Origin of the sequence: Xanthomonas sp. NCPPB 1062, from assembly GCF_041481705.2 — a bacterium.
Taxonomy (GTDB): Bacteria; Pseudomonadota; Gammaproteobacteria; order Xanthomonadales; family Xanthomonadaceae; genus Xanthomonas; species Xanthomonas euvesicatoria.
In genome coordinates, this window is the sequence record NZ_CM192987.1 from 2,862,667 (window position 1) to 2,880,222 (window position 17,556).

The 17,556-nt window shown below is 65.4% G+C and carries 7 protein-coding genes; 1 reads left to right on the forward strand and 6 read right to left on the reverse strand.

Going from position 1 to position 17,556, the window contains the following annotated elements:
* Positions 1 to 181: 181 nt before the first annotated feature.
* From ACCQ16_RS12560 to ACCQ16_RS12580, 5 genes are all read right to left on the reverse strand, one after another.
* A complete protein-coding gene (locus tag ACCQ16_RS12560; protein WP_277572688.1) occupies positions 182 to 2,497 on the reverse strand; it encodes a S9 family peptidase in 2,316 nt (771 codons plus the stop codon).
* Positions 2,498 to 2,840: 343 nt separating this feature from the next.
* Complete coding sequence (locus ACCQ16_RS12565; RefSeq protein ID WP_277572687.1) at positions 2,841 to 4,427, reverse strand: family 43 glycosylhydrolase; 1,587 nt, start codon at positions 4,425 to 4,427, stop codon at positions 2,841 to 2,843.
* A complete protein-coding gene (locus ACCQ16_RS12570; protein WP_277572686.1) occupies positions 4,424 to 8,782 on the reverse strand; it encodes an Ig-like domain-containing protein in 4,359 nt (1,452 codons plus the stop codon). The genes ACCQ16_RS12565 and ACCQ16_RS12570 overlap by 4 nt, the downstream gene beginning before the upstream one ends.
* A 398-nt stretch (positions 8,783 to 9,180) precedes the next feature.
* Positions 9,181 to 11,997, reverse strand: coding sequence for a TonB-dependent receptor domain-containing protein (locus ACCQ16_RS12575; protein ID WP_277572685.1), 2,817 nt, complete (start codon positions 11,995 to 11,997; stop codon positions 9,181 to 9,183).
* Between the two features lie 480 nt (positions 11,998 to 12,477).
* On the reverse strand, positions 12,478 to 14,835 hold the full coding sequence (locus tag ACCQ16_RS12580; protein ID WP_277572684.1) for a glucosidase family protein: 2,358 nt from the start codon (positions 14,833 to 14,835) through the stop codon (positions 12,478 to 12,480).
* A gap of 478 nt (positions 14,836 to 15,313) precedes the next feature.
* Here ACCQ16_RS12580 and ACCQ16_RS12585 point away from each other — a divergent pair, with 478 nt between their 5' ends.
* Complete coding sequence (locus tag ACCQ16_RS12585) at positions 15,314 to 16,885, forward strand: S53 family peptidase (RefSeq protein ID WP_277572683.1); 1,572 nt, start codon at positions 15,314 to 15,316, stop codon at positions 16,883 to 16,885.
* A 286-nt stretch (positions 16,886 to 17,171) separates the two neighbouring features.
* Here the strand turns inward: ACCQ16_RS12585 and ACCQ16_RS12590 are convergent, their stop codons facing one another.
* Positions 17,172 to 17,468 carry a flagellar basal body rod protein FlgC gene (locus ACCQ16_RS12590; RefSeq protein ID WP_031423173.1) on the reverse strand — a complete coding sequence of 99 codons (297 nt, stop codon included), beginning with the start codon at positions 17,466 to 17,468 and terminating at the stop codon, positions 17,172 to 17,174.
* Positions 17,469 to 17,556 lie beyond the last annotated feature (88 nt).

A 17,556-nucleotide genomic window follows, 5' to 3' on the forward strand; every position in this document is an offset into this window, starting at 1 on the left:
CATGGTTCGCAACTGAACGATCACGTGTGGCGGCATGAGCGCGCTCGAGCCCGCACGCATTGGCACCGCTTGCGGCGATGGGAGTGCAGATGAAGCTGACAACGATCGATGCGCGGACGGGGGCATTGGGCCCGATGTGCCGCGCACGTCAACTCGCTGCACGCGACCGGCAGCGCGCGCATCACCGCACCGATGCGGCCGGCGCTGCGACGTTGCGATTCCACTCCGGCGTTGGTGCCTGCTGCATCCAGCGCAGGAAGAAATCCAGCAGGCGGCGCCTGCCGTAGTCGCCACCGGCACCGTGATCGCCGCCCGGCACGACCAGCAGATCGAAATCCTTGCCGGCCTTGATCAGGCGGTCGGCCACCTGGAAGGTACTGGCCGGGTCGACATTCATGTCCATGTCGCCGGTGACCAGCAACAGATGCCCCTGCAGGCGCGCGGCGTTCTCCACATTCGACGATGCGGCGTACCACGGGCCGACCGGCCAGCCCATCCACTGTTCGTTCCACCAGATCTTGTCCATGCGGTTGTCATGGCAGCCGGAATTGGCCACACCCGCCACATAGAACTCCGGATGAAACAGCAGCGCCCCCAACGCGTTCTGCCCGCCTGCCGAGGTGCCGTACACACCGACACCGCCGCCGATGTCGTACCACGGGTAGTGCGCCGCGGCTGCCTTGTGCCAGGCGATACGATCCGGCAACCCGGCGTCCTTGAGGTTGCGCCAGGCCAGATCGTGGAAGGCGCGCGAGCGGTTGTTGGTGCCCATGCCATCGATGGACGCTACCGCAAACCCCATCCCGGTGAGCGATGGTGTGGCGGTGGTAAAGCTCTTGGGAACGAACGAGCCCTGCGGTCCGGCATAGATGTCTTCGACGACCCGGTAGCGCTGCTGCGGATCGAGCTGCTGCGGGCGATGGATGACGCCCCAGATCTCGGTCCTGCCGTCGCGCCCGGTGGTGTGAAACGGCAGTGGCGCCTGCCACCCTGCCGCCAGCAGGCGGGTCAGGTCGGTGCGCTCCACCGTGCGCGCCAGGCTGCCATCTGCGCTGCGCCGCAACTCCAGCACCGGGCCCAGATCCACGCGCGAGTAAAGATCCAGTAGCCAGGTTCCATCCGGCGAATAGCGCACCTCATGATCGGCAGCCAGCGGCGTCAATGCGGTAAGCCCGCGGCCATCCAGCCCGATGCGATAGGCATGGCGATAGTACGGGTCCTCGCCGGGCTGCATACCCGAGGCGGTGAAATACACCTGCCCCGCTGCTTGGTCGATGCGATCGAGCTTGCGCACCACCCAGTCGCCACGGGTGACCTGGCGAATCACCTCGCCGTTGTGGCCGTCGTACAGATACAGATGCTCCCAGCCATCGCGCTCGGATGCCCACACGATCTGCGCGCCATCGTCCAGATCCTGGCGTGCGTGCTTGCCGCCGTTCTCATGCTCGCCACTGAGCTCGGAGTATTCGATGAAGGTGGGCGATGTCTCTTCGATCAGCGTGCGCGCGGCGGCTGTGCGTGCATCCACCTCGATCACCCGGTACAGCTGGTGACCGCGTGCGTTGTATTCGAAGGTGAAGCCGCGGCTGTCCTTCCACCAGACCATTTCGCTCAAGGTGAAGGCATTGGGCAGCAAGGTCATCGCCACCGGATGCGCTGCGTGCGTGGCAAGATCGAACAAGACCGGCTGCATCACCGGCAACGCATCGCCTGGCTTGGGGTAGACCTGCTGATGCAACTTCGGCTGCACCTGATCGGTGGGCGCCGACTCGATGTAATAGACCATGCGCGGCGGCGGTGCCTTGACCCGATATGCCGCCAGATGTTGCGAATCCGGCGACCACACCACGCTGTCGAGTGCGTAGTAGTCATCCGTGCTGCCGTCGTGGCTGAGCACGCTGCGCTCGTGACTGCCAACCGGCGCAATGACCAGATTGCCCTGCTCCACCCAGGCACGCCAGCGGCCATCCGGCGACGTCCTGGCCTGGCGTTCGCCCTGCTTGAGCGGCAGGCGCATGTCCATCGATTCGGCCGGCAGGTCGCGTTCGGGCAGGTGCGCGCAGCGATAGCCCAGCAGGTCGCATTGCCAGCCCAGTTTCGCCAACTGGAAACTCAGGCGCTGCCGTTCCAGGGTGGGCTCGTCAAGCTGCAGTCGCGCTGCGTCGACCGCCTTGGCACCGGCCCGCGTCAATGCTGCGGCCAACCGCGCGTGATCGAAGGCCAGTGTGTTGCGGCCACTGGCCGCCTCCACCAGGCGGTATTCGATCGCCGGCAGCTGCTCGCTGCGCGCCACTCCACGCCGATAGAGAAAATGCCCGGCATCCACCCACACCGGCGCCGTAGGCTGCCGGTCCACCAGCGAAGCGTAGTGATCGGACAAGCCCATTGCCTGCGTGTACTGCGCCGGCGTGGGAGCGGAGAGTGGCGCCGCAGTCACCGGCACGATGTGCGCCAGTGCGAGAGACACGCACCAGATTGCGATGGTGCGTAAGCGCATGGAAGGGATGTGTGGCACCTGTGACCTCACCGAAGGTTCGAGAAGACAGCGTGGCGTTGATGGACGATGGCTGGGCCGCTGACTGCAATCGCTGCGCAGACACACACCAGGGACGGTGCGGCAGGCCGTCGGGTAGAGCAGACGCGACGGCTGCACGCGTGCGCCACATCTCCTGGCCATGCGTGGTCATTCACGTCAGCGCGACTGAAACACTTGTGACACGTTCGCAAGGCACGCGCGGCCAGTACGCAAAAGCCGATGTGTCATCCCCACCGGTGCACTCCACTGCCTGCGCACCGTCAGCCAACGTTCGACTGCCGCATGCGGCACTTTGTCGGCTGCTTCACGGCGCATCGCAACGCTTGCTGTCAGGGGCCGTGGCAGAGGGCAGGCGTTGTGGCTGTGGTGCCAGCACTTCCCATTCCTGCACTGCCAGCGCGGCATAGCTGGCCGCGTTGCCAGAGGCGTCCATGACCACACGCACGCAGCGCGTTGTCACCGGCGCGAACGACACCGCTTCTTCGTGATCGGGACGCGTGCCATACCCATCGCGCGGCTGCACGGGCTGCCATCGCCCAGCGTTCCGGTATTCCAGATGCCAACGCGCTGGCGGTGCCACGCCGACGTCGGCACCGGCCGGGTGGTCGGCCCAGAACACGATGCGCGTGCGGTCCACGGTGATCGGTTGCGCCCAGCTGTACTGCAGCCATTGCTGCGGTGGATTGTTGTCCGTCCAGCTGGCCCACATCTCCGGTGGCAATGGATTGGCCTTGACCACGCCGTCGTTGAGCGCGGCAATCCAGTACTGCACCGGAATGTCCGGACCGTTGGACGCGGTGGCGTAGGCCGATGACGCCTGATTGCGCATGGGCGGCGCGGGAGGCGTTGGACGCCGTGTCGGCACCACGGTGCGGATGCTGGCCGGCTGCGTGCTGTCGTCCCATTCCAGCCGGTCGATCGCCACGCTGCGGCGGAAATGCCCGCCGCCCTGTGCGTCGGCGGTGTGATACACCAGATACCACTGCCGCTGAAATTCGACGATGCCCGGATGCGAGGTGGTCGAGGACACCGGCGGCAATACGATGCCGCGGTACGTCCATGGCCCTAGCGGAGTGGGTGCGCTCGCGTAGGCGATGCAGGCGTGATACAGCGTGGGCGTGCATGGCGAAAGACGTCCGGCGTTGTTGGCCGCATATGCCAGGTAGTAGGTGCCCTTGCGCTTGAATAGCCAGGGCGCTTCGAAATACCCGTCCAGCGTGTCCACCAGGACCGGCGTGCCCTTGAAAGTGACCATGTCGCGCTGCAGCTCCACGCCGTACAACGCGCCGAAGGTGCCCCAATACAGATACACCCGTCCGTCATCGTCGACCAACACGGTCGGGTCGATGTTCTGGATATCGTTGCGGCCCGGCACCGACTGCGAGACCACCGGACCTTGCGGATGCGCATCGGTCCACGGGCCAAGCGGACTGTCGGCCACCGCTACGCCGATCGCGAATGGGTCGGCATTGGGCGAATCGCGCTGCTGCACTGGTGCATACAGGTAATAGCGCCCATCCGGGCCCTGCACGATCTGCGACGCGTAGGCATAGCGCTTGTCTGCCCAGGCAAAGACCTGCTGGGGTCGCAGCAGATCGCGGTAGTGGATCCAGTCGCCGCTGGCCGGATCGCTGCTGACGAACAGTTGCCAGCCAGGCATGACGAACGCATTGAGATTGGGAGCCGCGGTGTCGCGGCCGGCAATGATGTACAGCTTGCCATCGGCCACCAGCGGCGCAGGGTCGGCGGAATATTCGCTGCCATCGGCGAGGATGGGATTGCCCGGCGCATGCAACCACGTTCCCTGCGGCGGCTGCATGGCACAGGCCGGAGCGGCAGCCAGCAACAACCCGCACGTCAGCACCAGCAACCGTGAGAACGTACGCGTCATGGCGCGGCCGCCTTGATCTGCACCACCAGCGGCACCGACACGTTACCGGTGGGTGCACGCCCTTGCGCCGTGCCGGTGAGCTGGAGTTCGCCGGGCTGTGCGTAACGCGCGGGCTGCAACGTGGGCCATTGCACCGGCAAGCGTTCACGCGAGCCGTCGTTGTATTGCACCGTGACGAAGCCCGGTAACGTCGGTGCATGCCCGACCACCGCGATCACCGTCGGCAACGGCTGCACGGTATTGATCTGCCCCGGTGGCGTTGCGCGCACCCAGATGGTGGCCTTGACGGGAATCGCACCTTCGACCAGGCCTTGCAGTTCCACTGCACCTTCGCGGCCCAGGCGGCTGGCGGCAAGCTCGGACCATTGCACGGCCACCGGCAGCACACTGCCATCGGCAAAGAAGGCGGTGATCTCCTGCGGCAGCGTCGGCAGTTGCCCGGGGGCCGTGCGCAGATGGATCGCCTCCACCTGTTTGGGCAGCTCGGACAGCGCCTGCCATTCGTCCACCCCAATGGCGGCGTGTCCGTTGGCGGTGGTCTGGGTCGTCAACACCACGCGCAGCGCGGTGGTGACCACCGGCGCAAAGCTGGCGGTGCTCGCCGCGCCGGTCGCCGCTGCCGCAATCGGGTAGCCGCTCTTGCTGACGATGTCCTGCCAACGTCCGTCCTGCAGCATCTGCAACTTCCAGCCGGCAGGCGCGGCGACTCCGCCGTTGGGCTGGTCGTTCCACAGGTAGAGCGCACTGGAGGACAGCCGCACCGGGCGCGGCCACTGATACTGCAACCACACCGTTGCCGGCTGGTCGAGCCCATAGCTGCCCCAGCGCAGGCTGCCACTGGGGAAGCTGCCTGCCTGCGGGATGAACCCATCGTTCAAGGCCTGCACGCGGTACTGCATGCCGGTGAGTTGCGCACTGACACTGGCCATGGCCTGCAATGAAATGCTCTGCAGCGGGCGCGAGGCCGGTGCGCTGACCTGCACATCGGCATGCCCCATCAGCGCCCCGTCGTTCGCAGCCAGACGCAAGATGTAGTGCCCGGCACGTGTGAAACGCACGGATGTCTGCAGCGCAGCGGCATCGGCAAACACGGCATCGCCGCCTTCCGGCGCCTGCTGCACGCGCCAGCGCACCTGCAGCGTGCCATTGGGCAAGCCGTCATCGCCAACGCGCCCTTGCACCACCACCGCACCATCGGCGCCCGGCGTGTCCAGCTGCCATGCCTGTACCAGCGGCGGCGTGTTGCCCACGGACGCCGGTGCCGGCAAACCGCTGTCGAACAGCTGGATTTCCTTGATGCCGGTGCGCGCCGTACCGGCATGCGTCACCACCACGCGCAGCGCTGCCGCATGGATTGCCGGGAAGCGCACCCGGTTGCGATTGCCCTCCGCCATCGTGGCATCGCGTACCTGCCCGGGAACGTTCTTCCACACACCGCTGCCATCGCGGTATTGCACGGCGTAGATCCACGGTGCCGCGTAGCCAGGCCGCGTCCCGGACGGAAAGCCATTCTGATCCCCGCCCGGCGAGGAACTGCGATAGAAGTACAGCACCACCTGATCCAGCGTGCGCGTGCCGCCCAGGTCCAGCGCGATCCAGTCGCTGGCCGACGGCGAGCCCGCGGTGCCCCAGAACGGCGGACTGGCGGTACTGCCATCCACCGCCGCCGTTGCCGGCAACCCGGCGGCGGCAAAACTGGCGCTGACACGCGCCCCCTGCGCCAGGTTGCGGCTATGCGCTGGCGGCAGCGTCACATCCACACCGGCCTTGGCCAGGATCTGCGCCACCCGCGTGCCCGCAGCGAACGGTACCTGCGTCATCGACGCCAGTGCCGCGGGATGGGCTTGGAGCACTTGCGCTGCGCCATTGCGATTGACCGCATCCGGCGCGGCACTGACCTGCCCGCTGGCCGGGTCGTAGATCACGTGTGCCAGCCGATCCACGCAGAACGCCAGGCGGCCATCGAGATAGACGCTGTAGCCCTTCGGCACACGGCCACCGTAGTGGCTGCCATCGCGATCCCAGACGATGCTCAGGTTGCGGTCCCGATAGCGCAGATTGTCGGCGGCGAAATGGTCCCAGCCGATATCGATCGGATACAGCTCGATCTTGTCGTCGCTGCGCGGGCGAAAACCCATTGCATCCTCGATCATGCTGAAGTTGGTCGCGCCCAGCTGGGTATGGTGGATCCAGGAGCGATAGCCGATCTTGCCACCGCGGCCAGCAGTGCCCTTGGCCCAGAATTCGTTCTGGTCCGGATAGCGGTTGTCGCCGTTGATAAAGGGCGCCCAGGCGTTCCAGTAGAGCAATTTGCGATAGCTCTGCGCGTTCAGATACGGGCTGGGGTAATCGCGCAAGGCCGAGCCGAACAAACGAAACGCCACGGTGGCATTGATGGTGGAAAAATTATTGCTGCCCACATCGGCGCCGCTGCCGCGCGCCTGCATGTCCACCTGGTTGGCGGTGTAGAACGGAAACAGCGGGTATTGCGCCGCGTCGGCAAACAGCCGCAACGCGCGCACGTACTTGGGATCGTAGTCGGCATCGCCCTGCTTGGGCATCAAGCCCACGCTGAAGGGATAGTAGTTGTTGGTTTCCTTCCAATCGACCGCCAGCCGCGGCCCGTCGGCCTGGCGATGCTTGAGCAGATCGCCGTACAGGCCGACCGAATCGGGGGCATCGCTGCGATCCTGCCACAACACCTCCAGCACCGCCTTGCGAATGCGGCGCGCGGTGGCCTGCATGCGCTGTGCGGTCGCCGTATCGCCCGCGAGCGTCGCCGCCTGCGCCGCTGCCTGCGCATTGGCGTACACGTAGGCGCTCTCGGTGCGGTCCATGCGGATCTGGCCGTGCTGGTCGGCCCAATCGAACGACACCGCATCGGCATCGTTGCCGGTCATTGCCGCCCAGTCGTATTCGATCAGCCAATTGTGGTTGAGATCGTAGGCCGCCAGCACGCCGTCCACGTCACCGCTGCCATAGCGTGCCAGCTTGCCCGCCAGCGTCGCCGGCCCGCCGTGAATCTGCATCGACCGCCATGCTGCGGCCGTGATGTATTGCGCGTAGGAATTGGACCAGTTCTCCGGCGAGCCAGGGTTGTCGGTGTACTTGCCACCGCCGGCGGTTTCGCCCGCACTGAGCCAGGTGCCATAGGCATACAGCGGATTGCGCAGGTATTTCAGATCGTCCAGGAACATGCCGGCGGTCAGCACGATGGAATTGTCGTAGCCAAGCACACCCTCGATGGCGACCGGGAACTGGTAATCGTTGCCGGGCACATTGGCATCGAGGAAGTTGAAGCGCAGTACCCACCAGCGATAGAACAGGCTCTTGCTGATGTTCTCGTTGGGCGTGTCCAGGTATGGCAGGTTGTCCACCCACCAGCGGTTATAGCTGGCCACGTGCTGCTGGTAGGCCTGCTGCGGCGTTTGCGCGGCAATGCGCGTGTACTCGGCGCGGGCTTCGGGCAACTCGCGGGTGAGCATGCCGAGCTGCACCTTGACTGGCGCGGTTTCGCCGCTCGCGGGGATGTCGATATCGCGCACCAGACGCTGCCCCTCGACATGGAAGCCATCGCCGGACAGACGGGGGAAGACCGTCGTGATGTGGTTGTACGCGTCAAATGCACCGGTCAGCTCATTGCCGTCGGCGTGCGGGGCGATCGGCGAGACTGCTTGCAGCGATACCGTATGCGCCGCACCGTCCAGGCTGGACAGCACCACGCTGGCCACCGCCACGTTCTGCTCGGTGATGTACTTGACCAGCTGCATGCGCACGCCGGCGCCGGCGTCTTCGAACACCGTCGTGAAATAACTCGGCGTCTGCCGCCGCTGCTGCGCACGCTCCTTCCATTGCACATGACGCTTGCCCAGCGTGGCATGGATGTGGAACAGCGCGTCGTAATCGGTGGAGTGCCAATACGCCACCTGCCCGACGAATCCCGGCGCATCTGGCGCGTGATAGCTCAGGTATGCGGCGCGGCCACGGGTAAACAACCAGTCGTTGTGATCGTCGAAACCACCGCCAGTTCCCTCGCGGGCCAGCAGGCGGTCGATCCAGAAATCGTTGCCGGGCGCCTGCCCTGCCCCGTGCGCGACATCGGCCGCGTAGATGCGTGCCAGTTGTCCGCCGGGCGCAAACGGCACCGCGGTGGGAGGCATCGGGTGGTCCAGGCCGCGGAAGAGCGGCTCGCCGATCATTGCGTTGGGCTGGGCGATCGGCGCTTCCTGTGCGACTGCAAGTGACCAGCCCAGCATGATGCATGCCCACAACAGCCCAGCCACGCCGGTGCGCCGCGTCACGCGCAACCAGCGCCGGTGCCGCGCCAGAAACGACTTCCAGCGTAACTCCCTCATGACATCCATCCCATTAACGTGCAAGACAGCGCGATCGATGCGGCGGCTGGCGCGCATCGGACGATAGACAGCTGCGGTACTCCCCGCTGCATCGCAAACCGATGTGATGCAGCCGTCTCACCATAGTTGTTTGCGCTGGCGACACCCGCGTCAACACGAAGTGCAGCGATGCAAAGCGAACCTCGCTGTGCGTGCTTCGCAACCACACGCACCGACTGTTGCAAATGACGCGAACCGCCGGCCGCGAGCCTACCTGCTGACGCAGGCCGTGCAGGTCAACTGAAGCTCTCCGCCAGGTCCACGCAGCGTCGCTCGATGCGGCATGTCCCGCGCGTCCACTGCGTTGCAGATGCACCGTCTACTCTGCCTAACCCCTGCCGGCTGCCTTTCTAGACGTGCTAGAACTCCACTCGCAGCCGGCTCCAGACATAGCGCCCGAGCGTGTCGTAGGTGCTCGCTTCGGTATTGGCCGCATTGGAGTAGCTGTAGAACCGTGGCGGCTTGCGGTCGCCCAGGTTGTCGATGCCCACCGCCAGCGTGCTATGCAGCGATGCGATCTTCCGGCTCAGCGAGGCGTCGTGATACACCACCGAGCCGATTGGGAAATAGGCGCAGCTACCATCGGCATTGGTGTCGACGCAGAAATTTTCGTACTGGCTACCGTTGACCGTGCGGCCCAGGTAACGGGCGTTCCAGCTCGCATGCCACGGGCCATTGTCCCAGGCCAGATTGGCCACGGCGCGCCAGCGCGGCATGTTGCCCCAGCTGGAATTTTCGCCGACGTAATTATGCGGATCGCCCGCAAAGCGATAGCTGGAGAAGAACGTTGCATCCAGCCCCGTCGCAAACGTGCCCCAGGCGGTGTCGGCCAACGTGTAATGAATGCCGGCGTCGTAGCCGCGAATATCGACCTTGCCGCTGTTGTACGCGAACGGCACCGACACCCGCGTCAGCTGTCCGGTGGCATCGCGCTGAATCAGCGGACAGAAGGCCGCTTCGCTGCCGTCGAAGCAATCGCTGACGACCTGCTGGTAGCCGACACCGGTCAGCATGTCGTCCAGCACGACCCGCCAGCTGTCGACGTTGAGCGATAGCCCGCGCACCTGATCCGGGTCATAGACCAACCCGACATTGTAGGAGCGGCCACGCTCGGGCTTGAGCTTGAAGCCCACGTTATTGGCGCCGGAGGTCACCACGTTGAACTGCGCGGCGTTGGTGAAGCTGCCATCGTTGGGCACGTTCGCGCAGGCCGGATTGGGTGCGCCGGTAAAGCCTGTGCACGGGTCCTGGAAATCGCCGGTGTTGTCGATCACGCTGTTGTAGGGCGAGCCATACAAATCGCCCAGCGCCGGCGCCCTGAACACCTGCGAGCCGGTGGCACGCACCAAGAGATTCGCAATCGGCCGCCATTCGATCGCAACCTTGCTGTTGGTGGTATTGCCCCAGGCGTCGTAATTGGAATAACGCGAGCCCAGGTTCAGGTTCAACACGTTGGCGAACGGCACGTCCTTCAGCAGCGGCACCAGCAATTCCGCATAGGCTTCCCTGACCGACTCCTCGCGCCCCTGCTTGAGGATGCAGCCATCGTTGTAGTCGCAATTGCCATCGGCATCGGCAGCGGCCACGTCGCTGGTCGTCCCCTGCGCGAACTTGTTAGTGCGATACACCAGGCCGACGGCCGCCTGCACCCTTCCGGCCGGCAGCTTGAACAGATCGCCATTGGCGCTGATATCGACAAAGCGCATCTGGCTTTCGTCGATCAGATCCACCGGCCGCTGCGTGCCACGCAATGCGGCGATGGTGGCCGGGTCGTTGGGGTTGAAAATATTGATCGGCGTGCAGCCGACGATCACGGCGCCCGGCGCGCCGCATTTCACGACCCCGTCGCTGTCCAGGAACGAAGCGCCTACCGCGTTATTCAACGCCGAGGTGATCGAGAAGCCGGTGCGCACCAAGGTGTCCTTGTAGCGCGCATAGCCGGCCGCCGCATCCCACTGCCAGCTGGTGCCATCCACGCGCCCGCGCACGCCGGCCACGACATTGGTCTGGAACATGGTGGAGGTGTAGACGCGCGTGTTGGCCTGCGGCGAGCGCAGATAGTAGGCGTCCAGTTGATCGCCGAACGGGTTGTAGTAGTTGTCTACCGCGTCCGGCATTTCCAGCCCGTAGGCATCCAAGCGCGAGACCGTCTTGCTGCGCGTCCAGAACACGTCCATGTAGCCCTGCACGCTGGGGGTGAAGTCGAAACTGCCGTGCAGCGAGGCATTGGTGCGCTTGATCGGGGTGATCAGGTACTGCGCGTCGTAGACGTTGTAGCTGTCGGTGGCGCGATTGTAGGGGCGAAAAGCCTCTTCGCCGACCGGACCCGGCGCGACGCCGTCCACCGGCGTCAGCACGCGCCCGTCGGTCAGGAAGGCACGGGTGTTGGCACCGCGAACCTCGCTGACCTGCCCATCGAGATATTCCACCGCCTTGGCCGCATAACTGCGGTCGCGATTGAACACCGGGTTCATCGAGTTTTGGCTGAGCCCCACGATCAGCCCACCGCGGTCCCAGGTCTTGCCCCATTCCAGCCCGAGCGTGCGTCGATTGGCATCGCCATGCGTACTCTGCGCGTAGTCCGCGGTGGCGGCGAATCCGTCGTACTTGTCCTTGAGGATGACATTGACCACGCCGCCGATCGCATCGGAGCCGTATACCGACGACGCTCCATCGGTGAGCACTTCCACGCGCTCCACCATCGCGGCGGGGATTGCGTTGACGTCCACGCCGGGCGCCGACGCCACGCTGCTGGCAGGCCCTGCCATGCGATGGCCGTTGACCAGCACCAACGTGCGCTCGGGCCCGAGATTGCGGAGCGACACCAGCGCGCGGCCGTGACTGAAGTTGGAGTTGAGCGCAGGCCCGGTCTGGAAGCCGGCCATCATCGGCAAGCGCTGCAGCAGCTGCCCCAGCGTGTTCTGCCCGCTGTCTTCGATACGCTGCCGGTCGATCACCACGACCGGGCTGGCGGTTTCGGCGTCGACGCGGCGCAGATGGGTGCCGGTGACGTTGATCTGATCCAGCGTCTGGGTGGCTTCGTCTGCACCATCGCCACGCTGTTGCGCGGCGGCCGGCACGGCGGCGACCGCCAGTGCAAACAGCAGCGCGTTGACGAGCCGGGTGGTCTGCAAGACGCGTCGTTTGGGAACAACAGCAGGGCGGCTGGACGACATCGGAAATCCTTGTACTGACACAGGGTACGGCCCACCTTCCTGCATGACCGCGCACGGCCAAGCCGCACCGCCGCGGCGCACAGATGGAGGGAACGATCACGACAGAGACTGCACCGGCCTGCCGTCTCAACGGCAGGTCTCTCCGCATGCAAGGACGGCAACTGCAACGACACCGCTCTCCCCTGAGAGCGCATGCTTGGCACACGCGTTACGTTAAAAAAATCTTGCGACAACGCCACTGCGCCGTCTTGACGAATTTAGGCGGGACGCATGCGGAAAATCGCGTGCTTGCGCCTGCTTTCGGGCATGCCTGCATTGCCCAAACAGCGACATCTCGGCACGATCATGCGATGTGCCCTGGTCTCTGTGATCGACCACAGCACCTGCATGCGAACAGCGAAGCGGCACTGCGGTGCGCTCTGTCCAGCAACACTGCAACAACGGCAACAACGGCAACGCCTGATCATCGCATCGCCGTTGTCAGGCGTACCACGCCTGCACCTTCACCAGTGCAGCAGCGCCAGGCAAGGCCACCCGATCTGCATGCGGGCCCTGCACTCGCGCCGGTCTACCATCGACCAGCACGCGCTGCAGGCGTGTGCCTGCGGGTGTGCGCAAGGTGAGCCAGGTACGTGCAGGTGCGCGTTCCGGCAACTGCACGTCGGCACGGATGCAACGCGCCGCAGTCTCGGTGCGCAGCGTCAAGGTGACCGTGCCCCAGCGCGTTGGCGCTGCAGTGATGCCCACCGGCGCACCGCTGCCCAGCCACGCGCGCGGCAGCGCACGCGCGAGAAACAACTGATCGCCGGCGCCATCGTCGCTGACCAGCATCCAGCGCAGCAGCAAGGGGATGGTCATCTGCGCCGGTATGCAGAACAACGGCATGCCGCCGGTGATGCCGCTGACTTCCCCGGCCGTCCAACTGCCGCGCGTGTGCACCTGATAACGATGCGCGTAGACGAACAACAGATATTCTTCGATGCGATCCAGCCGCAGCAGCTGTTGCGCGTAGCCGTAGGAAATGAAACCGAGCAGATCGCGGCTGCCCGGCTCCGGCGGTGCGATGTTGGCCACCACGCCAATGCTGGTGCCGCCGTGGCCACGCAGGCAATCGATCACCAGGTGGGCCAGATCGTCCGGCAACACATCGGCCTGCAGCAGTTCGGCATATGCACGGTGCGGCCATTGCTGTTCGCTGGGCTTTTCCTGCAGCAACGATTGGCGGAAGGTCAATGTAGTACCGGGCAACGGGCCCACGTACGGCGGGGAGAGGTCGCGACGCACGTTGGCACGCAGGCTGGCTTCCAGCCGCGTACGCAGCTGCTTGGCGCGGCGTTGCCATTGCGTGGCCTGGCCAGCATCTCCATCGAGTGCGCTCCACACCTGTGCGATGTCTTCCCAGCCGCGGATGGTCAACGCGCTGTTGGCGTAATACGGTTTCCACCATCGCGATGGATCGGGAAACAGGCAGGCATCGGATTCGTTCCAGCCGTGCAGCAACCCATGCCCATGCGCCGTGCGCGGCAATGCCAGCGCCTGGTCGTGCAAGGCGCACAACACCTGCGCGGTGGCGGCGATCTTAGGCAGCAGACGGCGCAGACGTGGCGCATCGCCGGTGTAACGCAGATACCGCGCCAGCAACGACAAGGTGAGCCCGAACTGCCCGACTTCCGGCCCGCGCATGTTCGGCAGGCCATCGTCCTGCACGAACTCATCGAAGTAGTTATCGAGTACCGCCGCGGCTTGTGCAAAACGTCCCCACTCAAGATTGGCATACAGCGAGCTGGTCAACGTGTCCTGGAAGCCGTCGTATTCGTTGCCGTAGTAGTCGCGTTCCACCGCGCCATACTTGGGGTAATCGCCGCCGGGGCGCACCACCAGCTCGCGCGCAAACGCGAACTGCGCCATGTCGTTCCAGCTGGCATCGGGAAATTGCGCCTGCACGGTGCCGTCCAGCGCCTGCTGCCAATACGCAGCAAAATCGATCAGTGCCGCGTAGAACTGTTCGGCGGTGGCGGCGCTGCGCGAGGGCGCAAATTCCGGGTAGCTATGCGTGTAGTGCACCGCGACGATGGCGCCGGCTTTCACCTTCATCGTACGGTGCCAGGTTTGCACCACGAAGCGATCGCGTGCCCGCACGTCGGCAAACACCAGTATGTCGTACCAGCTGTCGGGCTCGCCCTCGCGGCGCATCACCTTGCGCACCGCCGGCATCCAGCCACCAAGCATGCCCTCTTCGCGGCGTTTGATCAGCGCCTCTTCGCCCAGTTCGGCAAACGCGTGTTCCGGCCGCGAGGTGCGGCTGCGGCCGTTGGGCAGGATGGGCATGGTGTCCAGGCTTTCGCGTGTACCGACGAACGTGGTCCACGGCCAGCGCCCGCCATTGTCCTTGGGATCGAGCAAGGAGGCGGGCGGCGGTGCCACCTCGCGCACCTGTGCCTCGTCCGGGTCGCCATCGTGCAGCAGGCGGTCGGCCAGCAGGTCGGCTTCGGCCATGGCCACCTGCGCCAGCGGCAGCCCGAAATACGGCGTGCCCGCGGCCGGATACGCCGGCTCGGTGCGCTTGTCCAGCCGCAGCATGCCGCTGTCGCTCCACAACGTGAGCTGGCCTTGCGCATCGTCCAGATGCTCGTAGACGGTCCAATGCTGCTGCAGGTGGGTGAAGCTGCACAACGCGCTACCGACATGCGCGGCCGAAGGCAGCGGTTCCAGACGGGGCAGTGTCGGCGCCGGCGGCGTGCTCGCGGCCGGCGCCGTGGCCGGCGTTGCCAGCGCGGCACCTGCACCGACCGCCGCGGTGGCCGCCATGCCCTGACGCAGAAAGGTTCTACGGTCCATCGTTGCTCCCTCGAATGATCGTGGCCCATCGTGCGCGCGTTCATGCACGACGTCTTGTGACAGCGGTCGGACACCCGTGCGGAAATCCGCACATCACGCCCAGGCAGTGACGCCCGCCGTCGTCCGCGCCGGCGCCTGGATGCGCCAGGCCGCCAGCGCCGCAAGCCACGCGGCCACGCGGCCACGCGGCACGCTGTCGCAGGATCTGAGGCGCAGGCAGGCGATGCTGATCTTGCTGCAACCGCTTGCCGTTGCGTGCCATTGGCCGGTGGCCCACCAATCGATGCGTCCGTGCTTCGTATTGCAGTCCATCGCACGCGGTACCCCGCTGCACAGACAGCTCGCGCATGGCATTGAATGCACACTGCCGTGCTACTGGCAGCCGCGCGTGCCGCGGTGGTCGCGCAGCACGCGCCGGCTACATTTGGATCTGCACCAACCCACTTTGGCTCACCACTTCGATGGAGTTCTCCCCCGCATGCACACGATCCTGGCTGGCAGTGAGCGCCGTATCGCCCCCTCCACCATCGAGGCCGGACAACCGCCGCAGGACGAACGCCTGCGCGTCCTGCTCGCGGTGCGGATGCCGGCATTGAATGCCGCTGCCGATGCGCTGCTGCACCTGCAGCCCAATACGCTACCGATTGCGCTCACGCGCGCGGAGTTCAGCGAACGCTTCGCAGCCAGTGCGACAGATCTGCAGGCCGTTGCCGACTTTGCCGCCCGCTATGGTTTGACGATGGAGCACGCGCACGCAGACAGCGGCAACGTGATCCTGGAGGGCACCGTGCAGCAATGCGAAGCCGCATTCCAGGTCAGCTTGCGCGACTATGTCGATGGTGCGATGCGCTATCGCGGACGCACCGGCCCGGTATCGATTCCACAGACCCTGGGCGGCATCGTCACCGCCGTGCTCGGGCTGGACGCACGCCCGCAGGCTCAGACGCTGCCCAGCGCGCCTGAGGCGACTGCATCCTCGCCGCCTGCGCTACAGGCCACTGCACCGGCCGACAGTCAGGATGGTCCGATCATGCAATACACCCCGCCGCAGCTGGCGCAGCTCTACGGCTTTCCCGAGCACGACGGGCAGGGTCAATGCATCGGCATCATCGTGCTGGGCGGCGGCTATGCACGCGCGCAGATGGCCGCCTATTTCGCGCAGCTGCGCGTCCCCATGCCGACACTGGTCGATGTGCTGTTGCCCGGGGCCACCAACACCGTCAGTCGCGGCAATGCAGATGCCGATGTCGAAGCGCAGATGGATATCCAGATTGCCGGGGCAATCGCACCGGGCGCCAAACTGGTGGTGTATTTCGCGCCCAACACCGACAACAGCTTTCTGGAAGCGATCAACGCCGCCATCCACGATGCAGAGCATTCTCCCGGCGTCATTGCCATCAGCTGGGGTTTCACCGAATCGCAATGGACGCCGCAATCGCGCCAGGCCTACAACGGTGCGTTTCAGGCCGCTGCACTGATGGGCATCACCGTATGCATTGCCGCTGGCGACGATGGCGCCAGCGACGGGCAGCCAGGATTGAATGTCTGCTTTCCCGCATCCAGCCCGTTCGTGCTCGCCTGCGGCGGCACTCGGCTCCAGGTCACGGCCGACAGCGCCAACGAACAAGCCTGGGCGAACGGCGGCGGGGGAGAAAGCAGGTTCTTTGCACGCCCTGCCTGGCAGAAGGATCTGCGCATCACTGATGCACGGCACCAGTCGCGCCAGCTGGGCATGCGCGGCGTTCCCGATGTGGCGGCCAATGCCGACGCGCAGACCGGTTACTACCTGTCGATCAACGGGCAGCCGGCCGTGATGGGCGGCACCAGCGCCGCCGCGCCGTTATGGGCGGCCTTGCTGGCACGCATCTACGGCGCAAACCGCATGCAACCCCATTTCGTGTTGCCGCGCCTGTACGGTCGACCGGACGCATTCCGCGACATCGTTGCCGGCGATAACGCCGGCTTCCGTGCATCCACCGGCTGGGACGCCAATACCGGCTTGGGCGTGCCCGACGGTGCACGCCTGACGGAGGTGTTGCGACCCGATTGACCGGCGCGCACATCGTGTGAACGGCCGGGGCCATATGCGGGTTGGCGTTGAATGCCGATGTACCGGCCGCAAGGGCACCGCTCCACTGCGCAGTCGCATGAAGGCGCTGCATTGGAAACGCGAACGGCGGTGGCGTTACAAGCAAGGTATGCGCAGCGCATCCCGACGCGAAACGACGGCGGCATGGCGGCCGGGCCGCACCAGGTGGTACCGGGCGGGCCATCAAACGGGGACCCGTGCCCCTGGGGCAACGGGTCGGTGGCAGCTTTCATCCACTTCGAACTGCTTAGGTCACCACATCCAGCAAGCTCCCCAGCATCTCGTCGGCGCGCCGCAGCACATTGGCATTCGCCTGGAAATCGTTGCGTGCCGATAGACCTTCGACCAGATCGCCGGCTGGCGCAGATGGATCGGCGTTGGCATTCACCACACTGGCCGCCACGCCGCCATTGGCCTGGGTCGTGGCCGCGACAGACTGACGTGGGCTGCCGTCCACTGGCTGACGGGCCACATTGCTGGCCGCCACCTGCTGGCGCAGCGCGGCGACCTGCATTCCGGAACTTGCGATGCTGCTGATGCTCATGGTGGCTCCGACATGGCGGTGAAGATTCGAACAAGGCTCAACCCATTGCAGACAACAGGCCGAAGGCAGCAGCGACACGGTCAGCAAG

Bases quoted from the DNA above. Each gene is read 5' to 3' on its own strand.
- ACCQ16_RS12560 (WP_277572688.1), bottom strand. From the start codon at position 2,497: ATGCGCTTACGCACCATCGCAATCTGGTGCGTGTCTCTCGCACTGGCG.
- ACCQ16_RS12565 (WP_277572687.1), bottom strand. From the start codon at position 4,427: ATGACGCGTACGTTCTCACGGTTGCTGGTGCTGACGTGCGGGTTGTTG.
- ACCQ16_RS12570 (WP_277572686.1), bottom strand. From the start codon at position 8,782: ATGAGGGAGTTACGCTGGAAGTCGTTTCTGGCGCGGCACCGGCGCTGG.
- ACCQ16_RS12575 (WP_277572685.1), bottom strand. From the start codon at position 11,997: ATGTCGTCCAGCCGCCCTGCTGTTGTTCCCAAACGACGCGTCTTGCAG.
- ACCQ16_RS12580 (WP_277572684.1), bottom strand. From the start codon at position 14,835: ATGGACCGTAGAACCTTTCTGCGTCAGGGCATGGCGGCCACCGCGGCG.
- ACCQ16_RS12585 (WP_277572683.1), top strand. From the start codon at position 15,314: ATGCACACGATCCTGGCTGGCAGTGAGCGCCGTATCGCCCCCTCCACC.
- ACCQ16_RS12590 (WP_031423173.1), bottom strand. From the start codon at position 17,468: ATGAGCATCAGCAGCATCGCAAGTTCCGGAATGCAGGTCGCCGCGCTG.